This is a genomic window from Agromyces laixinhei (genome assembly GCF_006337065.1).
Classification (GTDB): domain Bacteria; phylum Actinomycetota; class Actinomycetes; order Actinomycetales; family Microbacteriaceae; genus Agromyces; species Agromyces laixinhei.
On record NZ_CP040872.1, the window covers coordinates 2,028,016 to 2,052,615 of the forward strand.

General features: G+C 68.9%; 19 protein-coding genes and 1 pseudogene. 9 read left to right on the plus strand and 11 right to left on the minus strand.

Annotated features, from left to right (window positions below; genetic code table 11):
• Positions 1-25: 25 nt before the first annotated feature.
• From pgl to tkt, 6 genes are read right to left on the minus strand one after another with little or no spacing between them, the layout of a single operon-like run.
• Positions 26-796, minus strand: a complete 771-nt coding sequence (gene pgl, locus FHG54_RS09530; RefSeq protein WP_139417061.1) for a 6-phosphogluconolactonase — start codon at positions 794-796, stop codon at positions 26-28.
• On the minus strand, positions 793-1,752 hold the full coding sequence (locus FHG54_RS09535) for a glucose-6-phosphate dehydrogenase assembly protein OpcA (RefSeq protein ID WP_139417062.1): 960 nt from the start codon (positions 1,750-1,752) through the stop codon (positions 793-795). The genes pgl and FHG54_RS09535 overlap by 4 nt, the downstream gene beginning before the upstream one ends.
• Positions 1,749-3,290: a glucose-6-phosphate dehydrogenase gene (zwf, locus tag FHG54_RS09540; protein ID WP_139417063.1), complete on the minus strand. Its 1,542-nt coding sequence runs from the start codon at positions 3,288-3,290 to the stop codon at positions 1,749-1,751. The genes FHG54_RS09535 and zwf overlap by 4 nt, the downstream gene beginning before the upstream one ends.
• Before the next feature lie 14 nt (positions 3,291-3,304).
• On the minus strand, positions 3,305-4,909 hold the full coding sequence (locus FHG54_RS09545) for a glucose-6-phosphate isomerase (protein ID WP_139417064.1): 1,605 nt from the start codon (positions 4,907-4,909) through the stop codon (positions 3,305-3,307).
• The gene (tal, locus tag FHG54_RS09550; protein WP_139417065.1) at positions 4,906-6,018 is read right to left on the minus strand and encodes a transaldolase; all 1,113 of its coding nucleotides are present in this window, start codon (positions 6,016-6,018) and stop codon (positions 4,906-4,908) included. The genes FHG54_RS09545 and tal overlap by 4 nt, the downstream gene beginning before the upstream one ends.
• Before the next feature lie 27 nt (positions 6,019-6,045).
• On the minus strand, positions 6,046-8,139 hold the full coding sequence (gene tkt, locus FHG54_RS09555; protein WP_139417066.1) for a transketolase: 2,094 nt from the start codon (positions 8,137-8,139) through the stop codon (positions 6,046-6,048).
• A 329-nt stretch (positions 8,140-8,468) separates the two neighbouring features.
• Here tkt and FHG54_RS09560 point away from each other — a divergent pair, with 329 nt between their 5' ends.
• Both FHG54_RS09560 and FHG54_RS17005 read left to right on the plus strand, forming a co-directional pair.
• Positions 8,469-9,389 carry a heme o synthase gene (locus tag FHG54_RS09560; protein ID WP_139417067.1) on the plus strand — a complete coding sequence of 307 codons (921 nt, stop codon included), beginning with the start codon at positions 8,469-8,471 and terminating at the stop codon, positions 9,387-9,389.
• Between the two features lie 117 nt (positions 9,390-9,506).
• Entirely contained in the window at positions 9,507-12,380 is a 2,874-nt protein-coding gene (locus FHG54_RS17005; RefSeq protein WP_276528346.1) for a helix-turn-helix transcriptional regulator, read from the plus strand.
• Here FHG54_RS17005 and FHG54_RS09570 read toward each other — a convergent pair.
• Positions 12,374-13,231 carry a COX15/CtaA family protein gene (locus FHG54_RS09570; RefSeq protein ID WP_420837426.1) on the minus strand — a complete coding sequence of 286 codons (858 nt, stop codon included), beginning with the start codon at positions 13,229-13,231 and terminating at the stop codon, positions 12,374-12,376. The two genes, FHG54_RS17005 and FHG54_RS09570, sit on opposite strands and share 7 nt — an antisense overlap.
• A 302-nt stretch (positions 13,232-13,533) precedes the next feature.
• On the opposite strand from FHG54_RS09570, the gene sufB reads away from it, so the two are divergent.
• The 5 genes and pseudogenes from sufB to FHG54_RS09595 all read left to right on the plus strand — a co-directional run bounded on the left by sufB (position 13,534) and on the right by FHG54_RS09595 (position 17,665).
• A complete protein-coding gene (sufB, locus tag FHG54_RS09575) occupies positions 13,534-14,952 on the plus strand; it encodes a Fe-S cluster assembly protein SufB (protein WP_139417070.1) in 1,419 nt (472 codons plus the stop codon).
• Positions 14,953-14,966: 14 nt separating this feature from the next.
• Positions 14,967-16,152, plus strand: a pseudogene (sufD, locus tag FHG54_RS09580) (Fe-S cluster assembly protein SufD).
• A 1-nt stretch (position 16,153) separates the two neighbouring features.
• On the plus strand, positions 16,154-16,480 hold the full coding sequence (locus tag FHG54_RS09585; RefSeq protein ID WP_139417071.1) for a non-heme iron oxygenase ferredoxin subunit: 327 nt from the start codon (positions 16,154-16,156) through the stop codon (positions 16,478-16,480).
• Positions 16,481-16,532: 52 nt separating this feature from the next.
• A complete protein-coding gene (gene sufC / locus FHG54_RS09590) occupies positions 16,533-17,315 on the plus strand; it encodes a Fe-S cluster assembly ATPase SufC (RefSeq protein ID WP_139417072.1) in 783 nt (260 codons plus the stop codon).
• 20 nt (positions 17,316-17,335) lie between these two features.
• The gene (locus FHG54_RS09595; RefSeq protein WP_139417073.1) at positions 17,336-17,665 is read left to right on the plus strand and encodes a metal-sulfur cluster assembly factor; all 330 of its coding nucleotides are present in this window, start codon (positions 17,336-17,338) and stop codon (positions 17,663-17,665) included.
• A gap of 74 nt (positions 17,666-17,739) precedes the next feature.
• On the opposite strand, the gene FHG54_RS09600 is transcribed toward FHG54_RS09595, so the two are convergent.
• Positions 17,740-19,785 carry a M3 family metallopeptidase gene (locus FHG54_RS09600; protein ID WP_139417074.1) on the minus strand — a complete coding sequence of 682 codons (2,046 nt, stop codon included), beginning with the start codon at positions 19,783-19,785 and terminating at the stop codon, positions 17,740-17,742.
• A gap of 53 nt (positions 19,786-19,838) precedes the next feature.
• Here FHG54_RS09600 and FHG54_RS09605 point away from each other — a divergent pair, with 53 nt between their 5' ends.
• Positions 19,839-20,666 carry a methyltransferase domain-containing protein gene (locus FHG54_RS09605; protein WP_139417075.1) on the plus strand — a complete coding sequence of 276 codons (828 nt, stop codon included), beginning with the start codon at positions 19,839-19,841 and terminating at the stop codon, positions 20,664-20,666.
• 61 nt (positions 20,667-20,727) lie between these two features.
• Positions 20,728-21,279, plus strand: a complete 552-nt coding sequence (locus FHG54_RS09610; RefSeq protein WP_139417076.1) for a cupin domain-containing protein — start codon at positions 20,728-20,730, stop codon at positions 21,277-21,279.
• Positions 21,280-21,324: 45 nt separating this feature from the next.
• Here FHG54_RS09610 and FHG54_RS09615 read toward each other — a convergent pair whose 3' ends face one another.
• From FHG54_RS09615 to valS, 3 genes are read right to left on the minus strand one after another with little or no spacing between them, the layout of a single operon-like run.
• Positions 21,325-21,549 (minus strand): hypothetical protein, encoded by a 225-nt coding sequence (locus FHG54_RS09615; protein ID WP_139417077.1) that lies wholly within the window; start codon positions 21,547-21,549, stop codon positions 21,325-21,327.
• Positions 21,549-21,995, minus strand: coding sequence for a GNAT family N-acetyltransferase (locus tag FHG54_RS09620; protein WP_139417078.1), 447 nt, complete (start codon positions 21,993-21,995; stop codon positions 21,549-21,551). Before FHG54_RS09620 ends, FHG54_RS09615 begins: the two co-directional genes overlap by 1 nt.
• Before the next feature lie 8 nt (positions 21,996-22,003).
• Entirely contained in the window at positions 22,004-24,586 is a 2,583-nt protein-coding gene (gene valS, locus FHG54_RS09625) for a valine--tRNA ligase (protein ID WP_139417079.1), read from the minus strand.
• Between the last annotated feature and the right edge of the window lie 14 nt (positions 24,587-24,600).

Consider the following 24,600-nt stretch of genomic DNA (forward strand, 5'->3'; position numbering starts at 1 on the left):
CCCCTTTCGCATGCCGTGTGATGGTTCAGTAGTCGCGAGCGATGAGCGACTCGGGCACTTCGGATGCCGCGTCGGCGTCGACGAAGAACACGGTACGCCGACGCCCCTTGATGCCGGCGACGGGAACCTCGTCACGACTCGCGCCGGCGAGGGCGAGACCGAGGGCCGATGCCTTGTCGGCGCCCGCGAGCACCATCCACACCCGTTGCGACGCATTGATGACCGGCCGGGTGAAGCTCAGCCGTTCGGGCGGCGGCTTCGGCGAATTGCGCACGGAGATCACCGTGCGATCGGTGACCCCGATGCCGGAACGGTGCGGGAAGAGGGAGGCGATGTGCCCGTCGGGGCCGACACCCAGGAAGGTGATGTCGAAGATCGGATGCGGGAGCCCGTCGACGCCGTGCGATGCGAGCTCGGCGGCGTAGACCTCGGCCGCCGTGTCGAGGTCGAGACCCGAGTCGGAAGCCGGAAACGGGTGCAGGTTCTCGGCCGGCAACTCGAGCGCGCCGAGAAAGGCGACCCGGGACTGCTCATCGTTGCGTTCGGCGTCGCCGGCCGGCACCCACCGCTCGTCGCCCCACCAGAAGTGCACTCGTGACCAGTCGACCGACGTCTGGGCCGGTGACGCACCGATCGCCTGCAGCACCGCGCCGCCCATCGAGCCGCCGGTGAGCACGATGTGGGCGACCGCCTGGGTGTCGAGGATGTCGAGGAGCTTCGTGATGAACCGTGCCGCGACCGATCCCGCGAGCGAGACCTTGTCGGGGTGCACGAGCACGCGTCGTTCGTTCGTCATGGGTGACCTCCCTCTTCGCCGTCGTTGAGAAGCCGGAGCCCGCTCGTGATGACCTCGCCGAACAACTCATCGGGGTCGAGACGACGGAGTTCGTCGGCCAGGCAGTCGCGGAGGTTGCGTCGCGGCAACGCCAGGTCGTGCCTCGGTTGCCCAGGTTGGCTGAGCGTCGCGATGCCGGGAACGTCGCGGACGAGTTCGATGGCACCGCCTGCGCGCTCGAGGCGCACGCCATGGATGCCGTGGAGTCCGGACTCGGGACCGGCGAGCTGGTACTCGGTGGGCGAGTCGAGTTGCAGACGGAGCCAAGCGGCGAGGAGCGTGGTCGAGGGGGAGTCGCTCGCCCCGGTGACCTGCACCCGGGTGACGGGTTCGTAGGGCGGCTGGTCGAGCACGGCCGCGAGTTGGGCGCGCCACAGCGTGAGCCGGGTCCATGCGAAGTCGGCGTCGCCGGGTAGGTAGTTGCTCGCGAGGGCACGCAGCGCCGCCTGCGGATCGGCCTGCGTCGAGGCATCCGTGATTCTGCGATGCGCGATGCGACCGAGCGGGGATCTGCCAGGCACCTCGGGTGCCGCGCCCGGCCACCAGGTGACGACGGGCGCGTCGGGAAGGAGGAGGGCCATGACGAGGCTCTCCTCGTCGCGAGCGGCGTCGCCGCAGGCGCGCAGCACGATCACCTCGCTCGCACCGGCGTCGCCGCCGACGCGGATCTCACCGTCGAGGCGGGGCTCGATCGACGAGGTCTGGGTGCCTGGCTCCGTCGAGACGACGATGACGCGCATCGGGTGCTCGCGCGAGGCGTCGTTGGCCGCCTCGATCGCCTCTTCTTCGGCGCCGGGTTCGGTCGCGATGACCAGGGTGAGCACTCGGCCGAGTGCGACGACCCCGCCCTCCTCGCGAATCTTGACGAGCGTCTTGGAGACCTGGCTGGTCGTCGTGTCGGGCAGATCGACGATCATGGGCGTCTCCAGCTTCGTCCGTCGCGTTCGAGGAGTTCATCGGCGGAGGTCGGCCCCCAGGTGCCGGGGCGGTACTGCTCGGGCCGGCCCTGCGTCGCCCAGAACTCCTCGATCGGGTCGAGGATCTTCCACGAGAGTTCCACCTCCTCCTGCCGGGGGAACAAGGGAGGATCACCGAGCAGCACATCGAGGATCAGTCGCTCGTAGGCCTCGGGGCTCGCCTCGGTGAAGGCGTGGCCATAGCCGAAGTCCATGGTGACGTCGCGCACCTGCATTCCGGCACCCGGTACCTTCGAGCCGAATCGGATCGTGACGCCCTCGTCGGGCTGTACGCGGATGACGAGTGCGTTCTGACCGAGCTGCGAGGTCTGACTGTCGGCGAAGACCTGTTGCGGGGCGCGTTTGAAGACGACCGCGATCTCGGTGACACGACGGCCGAGCCGCTTGCCGGCGCGCAGGTAGAACGGCACTCCCGCCCACCGACGCGTGCCGATCGTGAGCCTCATCGCAGCGTAGGTCTCGGTCGTCGACTCGGGGTTCATGCCGTCTTCGTCGAGGAAACCGATGACCTTCTCGCCGCCCTGCCATCCGCCCGAATACTGCCCGCGAGCCGTGCCGTCGGCGAGGTCGTCGGGCAGTCGCACTGCCGCGAGGATCTTCTCCTTCTCGGCACGGAGGTCGCCCGCTTCGAACGAGATCGGCTCCTCCATGGCCGTGAGTGCGAGGAGTTGCAGGAGGTGGTTCTGGATGACGTCGCGCGCTGCGCCGATGCCGTCGTAGTAGCCGGCACGGCCGCCGACGCCGATGTCCTCCGCCATCGTGATCTGCACGTGGTCGACGAAGTTCGCGTTCCAGATGGGCTCGTAGAGCTGGTTCGCGAACCGGAGCGCCAGGATGTTCTGGACGGTCTCCTTGCCGAGGTAGTGGTCGATGCGGAAGACGGAGTCGGGCGGGAAGACCGAGGCCACGACGTCGTTCAGCTCGCGAGCCGTCTTCAGGTCGCTGCCGAACGGCTTCTCGATGACCACGCGACGCCACTGGTCTCCGCGCTGCTCGGTCAGCCCGGAGCGCTTGAGCTGCTCGGTGACGAGCGGGAACGACTTCGGCGGGATCGACAGGTAGAACGCATGGTTGCCCATCGTGCCGCGTTCCCGGTCGAGTTCCTGCACCACGTCGCGCAGACGGTCGAACGCCGCGTCGTCGTCGAAGTCGCCGGGTACGAAGCGGATGCCGCGAGCCAGCTGCTTCCAGACGTCCTCACGGAACTCGGTGCGGGCGTACTGCTTGACCGAATCGTGCACGACTCGCTCGAAGTCCTCATCGGCCCACTCGCGTCGCGCGAATCCGACGAGCGCGAATCCGGGCGGCAGAAGCCCTCTGTTCGCGAGGTCGTAGACCGCCGGCATCAGCTTCTTGCGCGACAGGTCGCCCGTGACACCGAAGATGATGAGGCTCGACGGACCCGCGATGCGGTTCAGCCGGTAGTCCTTGGGGGAGCGGAGCGGGTTGTGGTTCGCGGTGATCTCGGCTGGCTGCATCGTTGCTCCGCGGTTCAGGCGACGACGTCGAACAACGTCGCCGTATCGGCCGCGGGGTTCGTCAGCGTGAGGGTGAGCACCGGGCGACCGTGATCGGCGAGCACGCTCGCGTCACCGGAGGCCTGAGCGGCGATGAGCTGGCCGAAGGTGAACGGGCGATCGGGGATCGCGAGGTCGTTCGCGGGCGTCTGCGTGATCTGGAGGAATGCCCCGACCGCTGGACCGCCCTTGTGGAACTGACCGGTGGAGTGGAGGAAGCGCGGGCCCCAACCGAAGGTGACGGGGCGGCCGGCCCGGGCGGCGAGCAGGCCGCGAAGTCGCTCGAGGTCGGGGTGGGCGACGCGGTCGACGTAGGCCTGGATCGAGAGGTAGCCGTCGGCCGGCAGCTCTTCGAGCAGCACGTCGATGGCTGAGGCGAGGTCGCTCGAGGCGCCGATGACCTCGGGCGTGCCGCGCACCTCGATGCCCTGTTCGACGAAGGCGGCGGGCGCGGGCTCGGGGCGGGCATCGAGCAGCCCTCGGGCGGCGACCTTGGCCGACTCCACGTCTGGCTGGTCGAAGGGGTTGATGCCGAGGAGGCGGCCCGCGACCGCGGTCGCGTACTCCCAGACGAGCAACTGCGCACCGAGAGTGCCGGACACGCGGATCTCGCCGGAGTCGTCGTGACCGAAGATCTCGTCGCCCGCGTCGTCGACGACGCGCACGATCTGTAGGTCGGGGAGACCCTCGCCGAGCTCGGGAGCGTCGACGCCGAGCACGACGGGCAGGAGGCCGGTGCCGTTCTTCCCGGTCGACTCGGCGATCAGCTGCTCGGCCCAGTCGGCGAACCCGACGATGTGCGTGCCATCGGCGATGATGCCGAGCTTGTCGCGGAGGGGTGTGGTGCCGGCGATCGCGGCGCCGAGCACGAGGCCCGGATTGTCGGGGGTGTCGATGGCGAGCGAGAGCTCGATCGTCTCCGCCTCGTCGAGGATCTCGGCGATGTCGACGCCGGCGAGGCCCGACGGCACGAGACCGAACGCCGTGAGCGCCGAGTAGCGGCCGCCCACATCGGGGTCGGCGTTGAACACGCGGTAGCCCGCGGCGCGCGCCGACTCATCGAGCGGCGAGCCGGGATCGGTCACGACGATGATGCGCCCGGCGGGATCGATTCCGGCGTCGCGGAACGCCTGCTCGTAGATTCGGCGCTGGCTGTCGGTCTCGACGGTCGATCCCGACTTCGATGAGACGACGAGCGCAGAGGTCGCGAGTCGGTCGGCGAGGGCAGCGCGAACCTGTCCGGGCTCGGTCGAGTCGAGAACCGTGAGGTCGACGTCGGTGGTGCGCGTGATGACCTCGGGTGCGAGCGACGAACCGCCCATGCCGGCGAGCACGATGTGATCGACGCCTGCGGCTTCGAGCTCTTCGCGGAGCGCTTCGATCTCGGCGACGAGCGGACGGGAGATCGCCACGGCCTCGGTCCAGCCGAGTCGCTTCGCTGATTCGGATTCGGCTTCGGGGCCCCAGAGTGCGGGGTCCTGGGCGGTGATGCCGCTCGCCACGAGATCGGCGACGAGCGTCGGGACGGTGCGGCGGACGGCGTCGGCGGCGGCACCGCTCACGGAGATGCGGAAACTCATCGTGCCGACTCCAGTGCTGCGCGCACGGTGTCGAGCAGTTCGTTCCACGAGACGATGAACTTGTCGACGCCCTCGTTCTCGAGCACCAGGGTGACGTCGTCGTAGTCGACGCCGACGCCGGCGAGGGCGTCGAGCACCTCGCCCGCCGAGGCGTATGCGGTGGTGACGGTGTCGCCGGTGATGACACCGTGGTCGAACGTCGCCTCGAGGGTCTTCTCGGGCATCGTGTTGACGACGCCGGGGGCGACGAGTTCGGTCACGTAGAGGGTGTCGGGCAGCGATGGGTCTTTCACGCCGGTCGAGGCCCAGAGCGGGCGCTGGCGGTTCGCTCCGGATGCGAGGAGCGCGGCGGCCTGCTCGCCGGCGAACTCCTGTTCGAAGAGTTCGTAGGCCAGGCGCGCGTTCGCGACGCCGGCCTTGCTCTTGAGGGCGAGCGCGTCGTCGGTGCCGATCGCCGTGAGCCGCTTGTCGATCTCGGTGTCGACGCGCGAGACGAAGAACGAGGCGACTGAGTGGATCGTCGAGAGATCGATGCCGGCGGCCTTGGCCTGCTCGAGACCGGCGAGGTAGGCCGCGATGACCTGGCGGTAGCGGTCGAGGCTGAAGATCAGGGTCACGTTGACGCTGATGCCCGCGCCGATCGCCGCGGTGATGGCGTCGAGGCCCTCGACGGTCGCGGGGATCTTGATCATGGCGTTGGGCCGGTCGACCTTGGCCCAGAGCGTCTTGGCCTCGGCGATCGTGCCGGCCGTGTCGCGGGCCAACCCTGGCGCGACCTCGATCGAGACTCGGCCGTCGAAACCGCCCGAGCGGTCGAAGACGGGGCGGAAGACGTCGGCGGCGTCGCGCACGTCATCGGTCGTGATCTCGAAGACTGCAGTGTCGACGTCGGCGCCCGCCGCGGCGAGCGCCTGTACCTGCTCGGCGTAGCGCTCACCCTTGGAAAGGGCGCCGGCGAAGATCGTCGGGTTGGTTGTGACCCCGACGACATCGCGTTCGGCGATGAGTCGGACGAGGTCGCCGGAGGCGATCCGTTCACGCGAGAGGTCGTCGAGCCAGATGCTCACGCCGGCTTCGGAGAGTGCTGCGGTGGGGGAGTTGCTGGTCATGGGAAGTGTCTCCTCTTCGGGCCCGCGTCAGGCCGACGCGAGCGATTCCTTCGCGGCGGCGACGACGGCGTCAGTGGTGATGCCGAACTCGCGGAACAGGGTCTTGTAGTCGGCGGAGGCGCCGAAGTGCTCGATCGACACCGAACGGCCCCGCGTACCGAGGTAGCGCTGCCATGAGAGCGCGAGACCTGCTTCGACCGAGACGCGGGCGGTGACGGCTGCGGGCAGCACGTGCTCGCGGTACTCGGCGGGCTGCTCCTCGAACCACTCGAGCGACGGCGCTGAGACGACGCGTGCGCCGATGCCGTCGGCGGCGAGCGTCTCGCGTGCGGCGAGGGCGAGTTGCACCTCGGAGCCGGTTGCGATCAGGATGACGTCAGGCTTGCCGGATGCGGCCTCGGCGAGCACGTAGGCGCCCTTCACCACGTTGGACGCGGCAGCGAGGGTGTCGCCGGATGCCTCGTCATCGCCCCGCTCGAACACGGGGATGTTCTGACGGGTCAGGGCGATGCCCGTCGGACCGCCTCGGCGCTTCAGGATCTCGAGCCAGGCGTGTGCGACCTCGTTCGCGTCGGCGGGCCGCACGACGGTGAGCCCGGGGATCGCCCGGAGTGCTGCGAGCTGCTCGATGGGCTGGTGGGTCGGGCCGTCTTCGCCGAGGGCGACGGAGTCATGCGTCCAGACGAAGATCGAGGGCACGTGCATGAGGGCCGCGAGACGAACCGCGGGGCGCATGTAGTCGCTGAAGATGAGGAAGGTGCCGCCGAACGCGCGGGTCTTCCCGTGCAGCACGATGCCGTTGAGGATGGCGGCCATGGCGTGTTCGCGGATGCCGAAGTGCAGCACTCGGCCGTAGGGGTTGCCCGAGAACTCGTGCGTCGACCACTCGGTCGGGATGAATGAGGCCGCACCGTTGATCGTCGTGAGGTTCGACTCGGCGAGGTCGGCCGAGCCGCCCCAGAGCTCGGGCAGCGCACCGGCGAGTGCGTTGATGACCTTGCCGGAGGCTGCGCGCGTCGAGACCTCGGTGCCGCCCTCGAAGGCGGGCAGCACGGACTCGAGGTCGGCGGGCAGCTCACCTGCTTCGAGCCGGTCGAGCAGCGCCTTGCGGTCGGGGTTCGCGTCGGCCCACGCGTCGAAGGCGAGCTGCCACTCTGCGTGCTGTGCCGCACCGCGTTCGATGGCGCCCCGGGTGTGGGAGATGACCTCATCGGCGACGACGAACGCCTGCTCGGGATCGAATCCGAGCACCTCCTTCGTGGCGGCGAGCTCGGCCGCGCCGAGAGCTGAGCCGTGGATCTTGCCCGAGTTCTGCTTGCCGGGCGACGGCCAGCCGATGATCGTGTTCAGGATGATGATCGACGGCTTCGACGACTCGCCCTTCGCCGCCTCGATCGCGGCGTGCAGCTCGGCCACGTCTTCGACGTACTGACCCGTCTTCTTCCAGTCGACGGTCTGCACGTGCCATCCGTAGGACTCGTAGCGCTTCGCGACGTCTTCGGTGAAGGCGATGTCGGTGTCGTCTTCGATGGAGATCTGGTTGGAGTCGTAGATCACGACGAGGTTGCCGAGCTGCTGGTGGCCGGCGAGCGAGGAGGCTTCGCTCGTGATGCCCTCCTGCAGGTCGCCGTCGCTGGCGACGACGTAGACGAAGTGATCGAACGGGCTGGTGCCGGCCGCGGCATCGGGATCGAAGAGGCCGCGCTCGAAGCGGGAGGCGTACGCGAAGCCGACCGCGGAGGCCAGACCCTGACCGAGCGGACCGGTCGTGATCTCGACGCCGGCGGTGTGGCCGTATTCGGGGTGGCCCGGGGTCTTCGATCCCCAGGTGCGCAGCGACTCGAGGTCGGCGAGCTCGAGGCCGTCGCCGGCGAGGTAGAGCTGCACGTACTGGGTGAGCGAGGAGTGGCCCGCGGAGAGGATGAAGCGGTCGCGGCCGAGCCACGCATGGTCGGACGGGTCGCGGCGCATGACCTTCTGGAAGAGAAGATAGGCGGCGGGTGCGAGGCTCATCGCGGTGCCGGGATGCCCGTTTCCGACCTTCTCGACGGCGTCGGCCGCGAGGACGCGTGCCGTGTCGACCGCTTGATCGTCGATGGGTTCCCACTGCAGAGTTGCCACGAGGTGCTGTTCCTTCCGGTCATTGGACGGCGCCCGTGGACCGATGGCCCCGAACCCCGCTGGAATCGCTTCGATGCGAAAGCTGCCCGGCGGTCGACCCGTTGGTCGAGGCACCGGACGGAAGTTCGAATCCGCCCGTCGGGCGCGCTCACCCAAGTATATGGACTCCTCACGTTTCATGACGGTGACGCGGAACTCACCGTCGAGGCTCGCTGATGTGAGGCCGGACGGCCCGGGAATCCGCGGTCGGGAGCGAGCGACACACGATGTCATAGAATCGATTGCGAGCGTGGCGTCACGTTGCGCTCGCGCGCCGGAACAGAGGAACGATGCAGGCAGCCGTACAGACCAGAGACGCCCGTCCGGCCATGACCGTACGACGCAAGCTCGCCGCCTACCTGGCCCTCACGAAGCCGCGCGTGATCGAGCTGCTGCTCGTCGTGACCGCTCCGACGATGATCCTCGCCGAGCAGGGGCTGCCGAGCCTGTGGCTGCTCATCGCGACCCTCATCGGCGGCGCCATGAGCGCCGGCTCCGCCGGAGCGTTCAACTGCTACATCGACCGCGACATCGACCGGGTCATGAAGCGCACGCAGGGTCGGCCGCTCGTGACCGGCGAGCTGTCCGATCGCGAGGCGCTCGTCTTCGCCTATGGTCTCGGCATCGCCTCGATCGTCTGGCTCGGCATCTTCACCAACTGGCTCGCCGCAGCGCTCTCGCTCGGCGCGATCCTGCTCTACGTGGTCTTCTACAGCCTGATCCTGAAGCGCCGCACCGCCCAGAACATCGTCTGGGGCGGTGTGGCGGGCTGCATGCCCGTGCTCATCGGCTGGGCGGCGGTGACCGGCGACCTCAGCTGGCCGCCGTTCATCCTCTTCCTCATCATCTTCCTCTGGACGCCGCCGCACTACTGGCCGCTCTCGATGAAGTACAAGGAGGACTACGCGGCCGCCGGCGTGCCGATGCTCGCCGTGGTGCGGGGTCGTGCGCAGGTCGGGCTGCAGGTCATCCTCTACGCCTGGGCGACCGTGGCGTGCTCCCTCCTGCTCATCCCGATCGCCGGCATGGGGCTCGTCTATTCCGCGGTCGCGCTGGTCAGCGGCATCTGGTTCGTCTACGAGACGCATCGGCTGTACGGCCTCGCGATCCGCCACGAGCATGTCTCACCCATGCGGGTGTTCCACGGCTCGATCGCCTACCTGTCGGTGCTGTTCCTCGCGGTCGGCATCGACCCGCTGCTGCCGTTCTAGCGGGCGTGGACTCCGACGACGGTCGTGGGGCAGGCAGGCCGAAGCGGGTCGAGCCACTGAGTTCTCGCGACGAAACCTGATGTTCCGGCGGCCGAGTGCCACACTGGAACCGTGGCCATGTCACCTGAGCCGCCATCGCCGGTGTTCGTCCGGCGGGAACGTGAACTCGGGACCATCAGGGGGCTCCTCGATCGCTCCGCCGCCGAGGAGGCGCAGACGCTCGTGGTCTCTGGCGACCCGGGCGTCGGCAAGACCGCGCTCGTGGCGCGCGCCTGCTCGAACGGATTCGATGCGCTGACGATCTTCGGCGCGTGCCTTCCGCTCACGTCGATGTCCATCCCGTTCCTTCCGATCCGCTCGGCGTTGCGCGGCATGGATGAGGACTTGATCGACGCCGGGATCGTCGACGCTGACGGCAGCGATCGAGATGTCGCCGTGCGGTTCGACGGATGGCTCGCCCGGTGCGCCAGCACCAGACCCGTGGTGCTCGTCGTCGACGACGTGCAGTGGGCCGATCGTTCGACGCTCGACACGCTCATGTACGTCATCGCGGGTCCGGCACGCCGGCGTCTGACGGTGATCGCCACGCTCCGAGCTGGGGAGGTCGGACTCGGTCATCCGCTTCAGCGCTGGCTCGCCGACATCCGTCGCCTGCCGCGCATGTCGGAACTCGCGCTCGCACCGCTCGACCGCACGGGAACCGCCGAGCAGATCCAGCTCCTGCTCGGCGGATCGCCGCACCACTCGCTCGTCGACGACGTTCATCGGCGGAGCCGCGGCAACCCGTACTTCACCCGCCTGATGGTCGCGGGTCTCGCTGCGGACGCCCGGACCGCGCCGGCCGCGTTCCCGACGGATCTCAGTTCGGCCGTGCTGCAGTCGTGGTTCAGCCTCTCGCCCGGAACACGGGGGCTCGCCACGGTGCTCGCGGTGGGCGGGACCGCGATGCAGGCCCGCGACCTCGTCGAGGTGCTCGGAGAACTCGACGCCGCGGCCGTCAGATCGCTGCTCGCCGAGGCGGTGGAGTCCGGCACCCTCGACCGACTGGAGGACGGCTCGTATTGGTTCCATCATCCGCTGAACGCCGAGGTCCTCGCCGAGCGCCTCGGTGATGACGAGCGTCGGGAGTGGCACGGACGATTCGCTGACATGCTCGAAGCGGATCAGCAGCGGCCGCTGCCCGTGGCATCCGCGGTTGCCATCGCCGACCACAGGTTCGGTGCGGGCCAGACGCAGGCGGCATTCGACTGGGCTCTGCGGGCGGCGGACGCAGCCGGCGACGCGGCCGGTTCGGCGGAGCAACTCCGGCTGCTCCGCCGAGCCGTCGGTCTGCGCGCCGAACTGCCGGAGTCCGGACTCTCGCTCGACGAGCTGCTCCGTCGGCTTCGGCGGACCGCGGCCGAGGTCGGCGCCACGGCCGCGGAACTCGAGGCCGTGAAGATGCTCATCGACCGCATCGATCCCGAGGTCGAGCCGCTGATCGCGGCAGAATTGCATGTGCGGCGGATGCACCTCCGGTTCATGGCGGGTCAAGGCTTCATCGACCTGGATGAGATGACGGAGGCGGTGCGGCTTGCTGCGGCAGACCCCTCATCGCCGCAGTACGCGCTCGCGCTCGCCGAGCTCGCCCATGCCGAGCTCTGGGCCGACGTGCCGGGTGCCGAAGCGCACGCGCGCGAGGCGATCGACGTCGCCCGAACGGCGAACGATCCGCGAGCCCTCGCGCACGCCCTCGCCGCCGGTTCCATGGCCGCCTCGTTCGCCGAGGACGGTGCGGCAGGGCGCGCCTACGGCGAGGAGGGCGTGGCTGCCGCGATCGTGGCACGTGACTGGTTCGCATACGTGCATGCCCTGCTCTGGGAGGCGAACGCCGTCGAGACCTGGGCCTCGGAGTGGTACGCGAACCAGATGCGAGCCGGTCGACTTCGACTCGCCGAACTCGGCGGCCCGCAGTCGTACATCGGCTGGCTCTCCGCGGGGGAGGCCGCCTCACTCCTCGCTGTCGGTCTGGCTCACGAGTGCGAGGAGCGTCTGCGTGTCGCGCTCGGCTCCGATCCCGGCGCGGTCGGCGATGTGGGCGCTCGGCTGACCGCGGCTCGCTTCGCCGCCCTGCAGGGGCGGACCGCCGAAGCGGAGAGTCACTTGCTTCGCGCCGACGAACTCTTCGCCGACGGATCTGCCTTCCTCGCCTTCGAGTTCGACGCGGTTCGCGCAGAGGTGCGTCTCGCGGCGAGCGACGCGCGAGGCGCCTACGATGCCGCGATCTCTGGCGCGACCGGCGCGGGAGCTGCTCCCACCATGTGCGAGTGGCTGATGCCGCTCGCCGCCCGCGCCCTCGCAGATCTCGCCCAGGAGGCACGCGACGGCCGCGGAGCTCTCGATCCCGTGCTCGCCATGCTGGCCGACCTGGTCGAGAGGTTTCCGCGTGTGATCAGGGATGTCGGCGAGCCGACACCGTTGATGGAGCGACAGCTGCACGCACTCGACGAGATGTACTTCGCCGAGCAGGCGCGTGCGCGCGGCGCGGCCGATGAAGTCGATGCGTGGGTTCGGGGTGCTGAGGGCTGCGAGCTGGCGGGCCTGCCGTGGGAGGAGGCCTATTGTTGCAGTCGCGCCGCTGAGGCGCTCCTCGGCCGGGGCCACGACCGATCGGCGGGTTCGGCCATGCTCCGGCGCGGGCTGGCCCTCGCCCGGCGCCTCGGCGCCGGACCGGTCGAGGACGAACTGCTCGACCTCGCCCGCCGGGCACGGGTGGCCGTCGATGAGCCCGCGCCGGCGGCATCCGGTACGCCGGCCGCCGTGCACGGCCTGACGGCGCGAGAGCGCGAAGTGCTCGACCTGATCGCCGTCGGGCGCACGTACGGCGAGATCGCGCGCGAGCTGATGATCAGTGAGAAGACCGTGAGCACGCACGTCTCGCATCTGCTCGCGAAGACCGGTTCGGCCAACCGCGTCGAGCTCGCGCGGCTCGTGCACCGCCTCGATCAGTGAGCGGATGCCGCTGCCGGTGCGCCTTCGTCATCTGCGACCGCAGCCGACGCCGGTCGCTTCAGCCGCATCACCACGACGGTCATCGTCGCGGCGGTGAGCGCCGCGAGCACCATGTGCACGCCGACCGCGAGCGCCGGCAGGCCGTTGCGCGCCTGATAGAGGCCAACGCCGACCTGTACGAGCTCGATGGCGAGCAGGGCGATCGACCAGCGCAGCGTCGGCAGCCGCAGTCGCCAGGCGGCCACGACGAGCACCAGGGTCAGCGCGAGCAGCGCGTAGCCGGGCCAGGCGTGCACGTGCTCGAGGATCTCGGAATCGAACCCCGTGCGTCCGGCCTCCAGGTCGCCCGAGTGCGGACCAGAGCCGGTGGTCAGCACGCCGAACACGATCGTGAGTGCGAGCACGCCGCTCGTCGCATGTGCGAGGCCTGAGTACCACCCCGGAACCGCGGATTCACGGGGGCCGGCGGGGGAGTCCATGCGTGCGAGGAACGCGGCAGTGATGCAGACGAGGACGAGCGATGAGAGGTAGTGGAACCCGACGATGAACGGGTTCAGCCCCGTCCACACCGTGATTCCGCCGACGACCGCCTGCGCGACGATGCCGATGCCGACGATGAAGGAGAGGGCGAAGAGGTCGCGGCGTTCGCGTCGGATGCGCCAGACGAGGATGAAGACGATCAGGGCGATGATGCCGACGACGCCCGTCATCAGGCGGTTGCCGAACTCGATGAGCGAATGGTAGGTCAGTTCGTCGGTCGGCACGAGGGAATCGGCCGTGCAGGTGGGCCAGGTCGGGCATCCGAGGCCGGAACCGGTCAGGCGCACCGCACCGCCCGTCGCGATGATCATGACCTGGGCGATGAACGAGGCCCAGGCGAAGCTGCGGAGAGTGCGGGTCACGCTGGTCGTTCCTGATCCGGATCGCGCTGTGACGGCGCTGGGAGTCCTGCCCGGCACCCGCCGCGACCCTATAGACTTGAGGGGTTGGCAGGCCCGCCGATCGCGCGAGAACGCGCGTCACGGGTCGCAGACCATCTTAGGTTGGCACAAGCGCCACCGGGCACATCATCACCCACTCAACGAGCACCTCGACTCACGAGGGGAATGAGCCGGCCTGATAGCCGGTTGCACGGGAGGAGAAGAGGGAGAGCATGACGGATGTACTGATCGACCGACCGGAACTCGAAGGGCTCGGCACCTACGAGTTCGGCTGGGCGGACTCCGATTCCGCCGGGGCATCGGCCCGCCGCGGAATCTCGCCGGAGGTGGTCGCCGACATCTCCGGGCTGAAGCAAGAGCCCGAATGGATGCTCCAGCGCCGCCAGCGCGGGCTGCAGCTCTTCGATCGCAAGCCGATGCCCACCTGGGGCGCCGACCTGTCGGAGATCGACTTCGACAACATCAAGTACTTCGTCCGCTCCACCGAGAAGCAGGCCCAGACCTGGGAAGACCTGCCCGAAGACATCAAGAACACCTACGAGCGACTCGGAATCCCCGAGGCCGAACGCCAGCGCCTCGTCGCGGGCGTCGCCGCGCAGTACGAGTCCGAGGTCGTCTACCACCAGATCAACGAAGAGCTCGAGCGCCAGGGCGTCATCTTCATGGACACCGACACCGCGCTGAAGGAGCACCCCGAGTTCTTCGAGGAGTACTTCGGCACCGTCATCCCCGCGGGCGACAACAAGTTCGCGGCGCTCAACACGGCCGTGTGGTCGGGCGGCTCGTTCGTCTACGTGCCGAAGGGCGTGCACGTCGAGATTCCGTTGCAGGCGTACTTCCGCATCAACACCGAGAACATGGGCCAGTTCGAGCGCACGCTGATCATCGCCGACGAGGGCAGCTACGTGCACTACATCGAGGGTTGCACGGCGCCGATCTACAAGAGCGACTCGCTGCACTCGGCCGTCGTCGAGATCATCGTGAAGAAAGACGCCCGTGTTCGATACACGACGATCCAGAACTGGTCGAACAACGTCTACAACCTCGTGACGAAGCGCGCGACGGCCGCCGAGGGCGCCACCATGGAGTGGGTCGACGGCAACATCGGCTCGAAGGTCACGATGAAGTACCCGTCGATCTTCCTCATGGGTGAGCACGCCAAGGGCGAGACCCTCTCGGTCGCGTTCGCGGGCCCGGGCCAGCACCAGGACGCCGGCGCGAAGATGATCCACATGGCGCCGTACACGCAGTCGTCGATCGTCTCGAAGTCGATCGCCCGAGGCGGAGGCCGTGCCGGTTACCGCGGCGAAGTGCGCATCGACGCGAACGCGCACCACTCGGCGAACAGTGTCGTCTGCGACGCCCTGCTCGTCGACACGATCTCCCGCTCAGACACGTACCCGGCGATCGATATCCGCGTCGACGACGTGAAGCTCGGCCACGAGGCCACGGTCTCGAAGGTCAGCGAAGAGCAGCTCTTCTACCTCATGAGCCGCGGCATCGACGAGACCGAGGCGATGTCGATGATCGTGCGCGGGTTCATCGAGCCGATCGCACGCGAGCTCCCCATGGAGTACGCGATGGAACTCAACAAGCTCATCGAAATGGGCATGGAAGGCAGTGTCGGCTAGGAATGACCGATCAGATGACCAGCACAGCACAGCGCTCATCCAATTTGGCCACTGCCGGGCAGCACGGTCTCGTCGCGCACTCCGATGGTGCCTTCGTGCCCGTTCAGACCCGCTCCGAGCGGTTCCGCTCGGTCGACGTCGACGAGTTCGAGCCCGTCAACGGCCGCGAGCACGAGTGGAAGCTCTCCCCGGTCGCGGCATTCGCCGACCTGACCGGCGGTGAGCTCGACGGCTCGCGGCTGTCGATCGAGACCGCGGATGCCCCGGGCATCGCCGTCTCGTACATCCCACGCGACGATGCCCGCGTCGGCGCTGCCGGCATGCCGGAAGAGCGCGCGAGCGCCAACGCGTGGTCGACGTTCGGTGAAGCCCTCCTCATCTCCGTCACCGGTGAAGATGAGAAGACCGCGTTCGTGACCCGCACCGGACTCGGCGCCGCACCGCGCGCCGCGCACACCGTGATCGAGGCCGCGCCGAACAGCCGCGGCTTCGTCGTGCTCGCCGGCACCGGCGCCGCCCGCCTCAGCGAGAACGTCGAGATCCTCGTCGGCGACGGGGGCTTGCCTCACCGTCGTGTCGCTGCAGGAATGGGACGACGAGGCGGTGCATCTCTCGAGCCAGTTCGCGCGCCTCGGCCGCGATTCCTTCCTCAAGCACATCGTCGTCTCGCTCGGCGGCAAGGTCGTGCGGGTGAACCCGTCGACGCACCTCGCCGGGCAGGGCGCCGACATCGAGGCCCTCGGCCTGTACTTCGCCGACGCGGGGCAGCACCTCGAGCAGCAGGTCTACGTGCACCACGACGCACCGCACTCCAAGAGCCGCGTGAACTACAAGGGCGCGCTGCAGGGCACCGGCGCGCGCACCGTGTGGGTCGGCGACGTGCTCATCGGCAACGCCGCGACCGGAACCGACAGCTACGAGCAGAATCGCAACCTCGTGCTCACCGACGGCACTCGTGCCGATTCCGTTCCGAACCTCGAGATCGAGACCGGTGACATCGAGGGGGCCGGGCACGCGAGTGCCACGGGCCGATTCGACGACGAGCAGCTGTTCTACCTCATGGCACGGGGTATTCGCGAAGACGAGGCCCGCCGTCTCGTCGTGCGCGGCTTCCTCACCGACATCGTGCAGAAGATCGGCTCGCCAGAGCTCGAGGCGCGTCTCACCGCGGCGATCGAAGCCGAACTGGAAGGTCGCTGACGTGGCATCCGTGCGCGTATGCGCCATCGACGATCTCGCCGTCAACGAAGCGTCGCGCTTCGTGCTCGAGGGCCAGCCGATCGCCGTGGTGAAAGATGCCGCCGGCGACGTCTTCGCCATCGGCGACACCTGCACCCACGGCGACATCTCGCTCTCCGAGGGATTCGTCGAGGGCGACACCCTCGAATGCTGGGCGCACGGCTCCATGTTCTCCCTCAAGACGGGCAAGCCCTTGACGCTGCCCGCATACGAGCCCGTCCCGGTCTACCAGGTCGAGCTCAAAGACGGCGACGTCCACATCGACCCCGCGGTCACCCTGACCGTCTGACCCACCTCCTCCGGCCCGGAACGGCCGGCTACCGAAAGAGACCACTACGAACATGTCCGTTCTCGAGATCAAGAACCTCCACGTCAACGTCGAGACCGACCAGGGCACGCGAGAGATCCTCCGCGGCGTCGACCTCGTCATCAACGAGGGCGAGATCCACGCCATCATGGGTCCGAACGGCTCCGGCAAGTCGACCCTCGCCTACACGATCGCGGGCCACCCCAAGTATCAGGTGGTCGACGGCGAGATCCTCCTCGACGGAGAGAACGTGCTCGAGATGTCGGTCGACGAGCGTGCGCGCGTCGGCCTCTTCCTCGCGATGCAGTACCCCGTCGAGATCCCCGGAGTGACGGTCACCAACTTCCTCCGCACCGCCAAGACGGCGATCGACGGCGAGGCGCCCTCGATCCGCGGCTGGATCAAGGACGTCCGCACCTCCATGTCGAACCTCAAGATGGATTCGGACTTCGCCGAGCGCAACGTCAACGAGGGCTTCTCGGGCGGTGAGAAGAAGCGCAACGAGATCCTCCAGCTCGAGCTTCTGAAGCCGAAGTTCGCCGTGCTCGACGAGACCGACTCGGGCCTCGACGTCGATGCGCTGAAGGTCGTGTCAGAGGGCGTCAACCGCGCCCACTCGAACACGGGCCTCGGCGTGCTCCTCATCACGCACTACACGCGTATCCTCCGGTATATCAAGCCCGACTTCGTGCACGTCTTCGTCGCAGGCAGGATCGCCGAGCAGGGCGGTGCCGAACTGGCCGACCGTCTCGAAGAGGAGGGGTACGACCGGTACCACGTGGCAGAGGCTGCGGCCGAGGCCCTGCCCGCCGAATAGGCAGAGGGTAGAATCGCATCATGGTCACCTCACTCGCACCCGAACGCTTCGACGAGGTCACCGAAGCGCTGAAAGACGTGATGGACCCCGAGCTCGGAGTCAACGTCGTCGACCTCGGCCTCATCTACGACCTCGGCTGGGACGACGAGAACGACGCGCTCATCGTCCACATGACGCTCACGAGCGCGGGATGCCCCCTCACCGACGTGATCGAAGAGCAGACCGCAGAGGCGCTCGACGGCACCGTCGACGCATTCCGCATCAACTGGGTGTGGATGCCGCCGTGGGGCCCCGAGCGCATCACCGACGACGGCCGCGACATGATGCGGGCGCTCGGCTTCGCCATCTGAGCCTCGCGATCTAAGTCGCCACATCGAGATCTCCGGATGCCCCGGGCAGCACGCTGCTCGGGGCATCCGCCGTCTCAGGCGAGCCCGCGTCGCCGCAGCAGGGGTCCGATCGACGGCTCGCGCCCGAGGAAGCGGCGGATCGATTCGCGAGGGTCGCGCGAACCGCCGGGAGCGAGGATCTCCGCCCTGAAGCGCTCGCCGTTCTCGCGCGTGGCGCCGCCGTCGGCTTCGAACCGAGCCATGATGTCGGCGCCGGGCACCTCGCTCCAGATGTAGGAGTAGTACCCCGCGTCGTAGCCGCCCGCGAACACGTGCGCGAAGTACGTGCTCGAATAGCGCGGCGGCACGAGCGGGTCGTCGAGGCCGGCGGCGGTGAGGGCACGGCGCTCGAACTCGGCGACGTCGGTCACGGCGGCGGCATCCGCGGCGGAGAGGCGGTGCCACGCCTGGTCGAGCACGGCGGCCGCGAGGTACTCGGTGGTGGCGAAGCCCTCGCCCGACGTGCGCGACGCCAGCAACCGGTCGACGAACTGCTGCGGAATCCGCTCACCCGTCTCGTGGTGCACCGCGTACTCGCCGAGCACCTCGGGTCGCAGCGCCCAGAGCTCGTTGACCTGGCTGGGCAGTTCCACGAAGTCGCGGTAGACGTTCGTGCCGGCCACCGACGGGTGCACGACATCGGAGAGCAGACCGTGCAGCGCGTGGCCGAACTCGTGGAAGAGCGTCTCGGTCTCGTCGAGGGTGAGCAGGGTCGGCTCGCCCGCGGCGGGCCGCGCGACGTTCAGGTTGTTCACGACGACCGGGAGCGTACCGTCGAGCGTGGACTGGGCGACGAGCTCGCTCATCCACGCGCCGCCGCGCTTCGAATCCCGCGCATACAGATCGAGCAGGTAGAGGCCGACAGATGCGCCGTCCTCCTCGAACACCTCGAAGACGCGAGTCTCGGGATGGTAGCCGACGAGGTCTGGGCGCTCGACGAAGCGCAGCCCGTAGAGCAGCGTCGCTGCGCGGAACACGCCGCTGGCGAGCACGCGCTCGAACTCGAGGTACGGTCGCAGCTTCTCGAGATCGACATCGTGGCGCTCCCGCCGCACCGCTTCGCTGAGCAGCGCCCAGTCGGATGCCTCGAGCGCGCGCCCGCCCGAGGCCGTTGGCTGCTCGGCAAGGGCGCCGGCTTCGCGACGGGCGTTCGCCGTCGCGGGCGGGATGAGCCGGCCGAGCAGTTCGGCGACGGCCTCCGGGGTGCCGGCCGTCTGGTCGACCGTCACGGCGGCGGCGTGGTCGTCGAAGCCGAGGAGCCGGGCGCGTTCGGCACGGACGCGCACCAGTTCGAGCAGCGTGGCCCGCGTATCGTACGGCCCGCCGCGGCATCCGCGTGCCCGTGATGCACCGAACAGGCGGTCTCGCACGGCATCGTGCTCGAGAGCGGCGAGCGCCGGCTGCGCGGTCGGCAGCACGAGCGTGATGAGCCAGCCGTCGAGGCCGCGGGCGCGGGCCGCCTCCCGCGCCGCCGAGCGGCGACCCGCATCGAGGCCGGCGAGGTCGTCGGCGTCGGTGAGGTGCAGCGCCAGTTCGTTGGCGTCGGCGAGCAGGTGCTGCTGGAACTCGGTCGTGAGCTCGGAGATTCGGGTGTTCAGCGCGGTGAGCTCGGCGCGCTCCGCCGCTCCGAGCGCTGCACCGGCGAGGGTCGCGATGCGGTGGTGTCGCTCGAGCACGTACTCCGATTCCGGATCGAGCCCGAGCTCCGTGCGGGCGGCGTGCAGCGTTTCCACCCGCGCGTAGAGACGGGGATCGAGCAGGATCGCATCGCGATGGGTCGCCAGCAACGGTGCGAGCTCCATCTCGATGGCGTCGATCGTGGCGTCGCTGTCGGCGGCACTCGCGTTCTCGAAGACGGGAAGCACGCGGCGGAGCAGTGCTCCCGAGCGTTCGAGCGCGACGATCGTGTTCTCGAAGGTCGGCGCAGCGGCATCCGTCGCGACCCTCTCGACGGCGAGCCGTTGCTCGCGCATGCCGGTCTCGATCGCCTCTCGATAGTGTTCGGGCCGGATGAGTGCGAAGAGCGGGAGCCGGTACGGCAGCGGAGACGGCTCGAGGAACGGGTTGAAATGCTCGCTCATTCGTGCACCGTCCTTCGCTGTTGCGCGCGCCGTCATGAGCCTAGTCTCGAAGCATGAGCACCGATCGTCCCGAGCGCGTCGTTCGCGATGCGTACACCCACGGCCACCACGCGAGCGTGCTGCGCTCGCACTCCTGGCGCACGGTCGAGAACTCGGCCCGCTACCTCGTGCCCCACTTGCACGAGGGTGCGCGCGTTCTCGACGTGGGCAGCGGCCCGGGCACCATCACGATCGACCTCGCACGCCGCGTGCGACCCGGCACGGTCGTGGGCATCGACGCCTCGGCCGATGTGCTCGCCTCGGCGGCCGGTCTCGCCGAGAGTGAAGGGGTCGCGAACGTCGAGTTCGCCGTCGGCGATGCCTACGCGCTCGACTTCGCGGACGACACCTTCGACATCGTGCACGCGCACCAGGTGCTGCAGCACCTCTCTCGGCCCGTCGACGCTCTCCGCGAGTTTCGGCGTGTCACGAAGCCCGGCGGGGTGGTCGCCGTGCGCGACGTCGACTACGGCGGCGTGTTCTGGAACCCGGTGTCGCCGGGGCTGTCGCGTTGGCTCGAACTGTACCGATCGGTGCACGAGTGGAACGGCGGAGAGCCCGATGCCGGTCGCCGCGTGAAGGCCTGGGCCAGGGCTGCGGGATTCTCCGATGTCGTGGCCACGGGCAGTGTCTGGGTCTTCGCGACCGAACTCGAGCGCGAGTGGTGGGGCGGCGCCTGGGCCGAACGCATCACCGAGTCGCAGTTCGCCGCCCACGCGATCGAGTCGGGCCACTCGAACCCCGATGAGCTGCGGCGCCTCGCGGATGCCTGGCGGGAGTGGGCCGCCGACGACGACGGCTGGCTGCTCATGCCGCACGGCGAGATCATCGCGCGCGTGTAGCACTCCGGCCCGCCTGCGTGCGCCCGGCGGCGCGCCGGCTCTCAAGCGGTACAGTGTCGGCATGACCTCACGCCCCTCAGCGGAGGACATCCGCCGACGCCTCCAGCTCGAACCGAACCAGACCTGCGGATTCGTACGGGTGAGCTACACGAGCGACCTGCAGCTTGCTGCCGGCGCCCTCGCGTCACCGCTGGGGGCGCAACGCCCCGTCGGCACCGGGTTGCTCTTCATGGTCACGCCGGCAGCACCGGTGCGGCTTCACCGGATCCTGAACGACCAGCTGTACCACTACTACCGAGGAGACCCTCTGGAACTCCTGCTGCTCCACGCCGACGGCAGCAGCGAACGGGCGACCATGGGACCGGATCTGGAGCACGGTCAACATGTGCAGCTGACGATTCCCGGCGGCACGTTCCACACGGCACGGGTGATCGGCGATCGTGAGTGGTTCCTCGGCGGCAGCACCGAGTGGCCGGGGGTCATTCCCTCCGACGTCGAACTCGGCGACGTCGACGCGCTCTCGGCGCGGCATCCCGACGTCGCGGAGGACATCCGCTCGTTCCCGCTGCCGGTCCGCACCGCCGGCGGGCACCCGCGCCTGCGCAGAGGGTGACTTGGTCGGCGCCCGAAACCCGGGCCTACGACGGGGCCTGCGCGTCTACCAGTCCTCGTCGGCGTCGTGCGCGTCGACGATCGTGTCGCGCACGACCGTGCCGTCGTCGAGCTCGGCGATCGGTCGGCCTTCGAGCCACGTGAGCGTCCAGTGGCGATTCGCGCCGTCGCCGGTGAATGCCGTCTCGGCGGCCGCGATTCGCTCCCGCAGCTCGTTCGGCACGCTGACCGGCGGTACCGCGCCGAAGGCCCAGCGCGTGCCGAGACGCATCAGGAGTCCATCTCGTAGGTGACCCAGCTGGTGCGCCTCGCGAGCTGGTCGTAGACGCGCTGCGCCGGGGCGTTGTCGTCTGCGGTGATCCAGCTGACGCCGCCCTGCCCGATCTCGGCCGCACGCTCGTGGACGTACTCGATGAGAGATCGGCCGATGCCCGACCCGCGGGCGCTCTCGTCGACGTACAGGTCGTCGAGGAACATGCCGCGTGTCGCCGTCAGCGAGCTCGGCACCGCCCGGAAGTGGGCGAACCCGACCGGCTGCCCCTCGTCATCGACGGCGAGCGCGGCCTGCAGCGGCTCGGATTCGTCACGGATCCAGTTCCAGACGATGAGGGCCTTGGCATCGTCGAGTTCGGTCTCGTAGAAGCGGCAGTACGCCTCGAACAGCGGCAACCACCCGAAGAAGTCGTCGTCACCGGTCGGTCGGATCTCATAGTTCATGCTTCCCCCTATTCCGACAGCGCCTCGAAGACGACGTCGCGAACTTCGAACGACTCGGCCTCGACGAAACCGAGCCCCGCGATGCGCCCCACCGCACGCAGATCTGATGCGACCGACTCCAGCAACGCGATCGTCGCCGCCGGCGCTGCGATCGCGGCGGTCGCGACGGGCGTCTTCTGCGACGCCTTCACGTCGGTCTTCGCGCGACGGATGCCGGTGAGTGCGAGCCCGGCGAGTTCGAGGAGCTCGACACCGGCATCGCCACGGGCGGCGAGGTCGTCGACCGTCGGCCAGGCAGCCACGTGCACGGAGCCGTCATGCGACCAGCGCCACGCCTCTTCGGTCGCGAACGGAATGACCGGAGCGAAGAGCCGGAGCAGCACGTCGAGCGCGGTCTTCAGCGCCGCGACGGCCGAGGCCTGCTCCGGGCTCGGCTCACCGTAGGCGCGTTCCTTCACGAGCTCGAGGTAGTCGTCGCAGAAGGTCCAGAAGAACGTCTCGGCGAGCTCGAGCGCGCGTGCGTGGTCGTACGCCTCGAGCGAGCGGGTGGCGCGCTCGACGACGCCGGCGAGCTCGGCGAGCATGCTGCGATCGACCGGCACGGTCACCGGGGCATCCGCCCGCCCGTCGAAGCCGAGGATGAACTTCGCCGCGTTCAGCACCTTGATGGCGAGGCGGCGTCCGATCTTGACCTGTGTCGGGTTCTGCGGGTCGAAGGCGGCGTCGGTGCCGAGGCGCGAGGATGCCGCCCAATAGCGCACCGCATCGGAGCCGTGCTGGTCGAGGAGGCCGGCGGGCGTCACGACGTTGCCCTTCGACTTCGACATCTTCTTGCGGTCGGGGTCGACGATGAAGCCCGAGATCGACGCGTTCGCCCACGGCGCCACGCCGTGCTCGAGCTCGGCACGCAGCGTCGTCGAGAACAGCCAGGTGCGGATGATGTCCTGACCCTGCGGGCGCAGCGAGTATGGGAAGACGAGGTCGAAGAGCTCGGGGTCGCGCTCCCAGCCGCCCGCGAGCTGCGGGGTCAACGAGGAGGTCGCCCAGGTGTCCATGACGTCGTGCTCGCCGATGAATCCACCGGGCTCGCCGCGCTGGGCCTCATCGAAGCCCGGCGCGGCGGCCGAAGAGGGGTCGACCGGCAGCATCTCGCGGGTCGCGACGATCGGCTCGTCGAACTTCGGGTCGCCGGCCGCGTCGAGCGGGTACCAGACGGGGATGGGCACGCCGAAGAAGCGCTGACGCGAGACGAGCCAGTCGCCCGAGAGTCCGCCGACCCAGTTCTCGTAGCGCACGCGCATGAAGTCGGGGTGCCAGTCGATCTCACGGCCGTGGCCGAGCAGCCGCTCGCGCAGCGCCTCGTCGCGCGCGCCGTTCCTGATGTACCACTGGCGTGTGGAGACGATCTCGAGGGGCTTGTCGCCCTTCTCGAAGAACTTGACCGGGTGCGTGATCGCCTTCGGATCGGCGAGCAGGTCGCCCGAGTCCCTGAGCTGCTGCACCACGGCCTGCTTCGCCGAGAAGATGGTCTTGCCCGCGAGCTCGGCGAACGCCGCCGTGCCGGCCTCCGAGGTGATGGCCTCGGGGGCCTCGGCGATGACGCGGCCGTCGAAGCCGATGATCGCGCGGTTCGGCAGGTCGAGTTCGCGCCACCACACGACATCGGTGATGTCGCCGAACGTGCAGATCATCGCGATGCCCGTGCCCTTGTCCTTCTGGGCGAGGTGGTGCGCGAGCACGGGCACCTCGACGCCGAACACCGGCGTCGTGACGGTCGTGCCGAAGAGCGGCTGGTAGCGCTCGTCGTCGGGGTGGGCGACGAGGGCGACGCACGCGGGAATCAGCTCGGGCCGGCTCGTCTCGATCTCGATGTTGTTGCCGTCGGGGCGGTGGAACGAGACGCGGTGGTAGTGGCCCGGCTGCTCGCGGTCTTCGAGCTCGGCCTGTGCGACCGCGGTGCGGAAGGTGACGTCCCAGAGGGTCGGTGCGAGCGCCTGGTAGGCCTCGCCGCGCTCGACGTTGCGCACGAAGGCGAGCTGCGAGGCGAAGAGCGATTCGTCGCCGATGGTGCGGTACGTCTGGGTCCAGTCGACCGAGAGGCCGAGCTGGCGCCACAGCGCCTCGAACTGCTGCTCGTCTTCGACGGTCAGCCGCTCGCAGAGCTCGATGAAGTTGCGCCGGCTGATCGGCACCTGGTCGGCGGCCTTCGTCGACTTGCCGTCGCCGCCTTCGTACGGGGGCACGAACGCCTCGACATAGGCGAGGGTGGGGTCGCAGCGAACGCCGTAGTAGTTCTGCACGCGGCGCTCGGTGGGCAGGCCGTTGTCGTCCCAGCCCATCGGGTAGAAGACGCTCTTGCCGCGCATGCGCTGGAACCGCGCGACCACGTCGGTGTGCGTGTACGAGAAGACGTGGCCGATATGCAGTGAGCCCGAGGCGGTGGGCGGCGGGGTGTCGATCGAGTAGATGCACTCGCGCGTCGCAGAACTGCGGTCGAACCGGTACGTTCCCTCACGCTCCCATGCGCCGCCCCAGACCGATTCGAGTCCTTCGAGGGCGGGCTTGTCGGGAATGCGCGCAGTGTCGGTCATGATGCTCCGGTTCG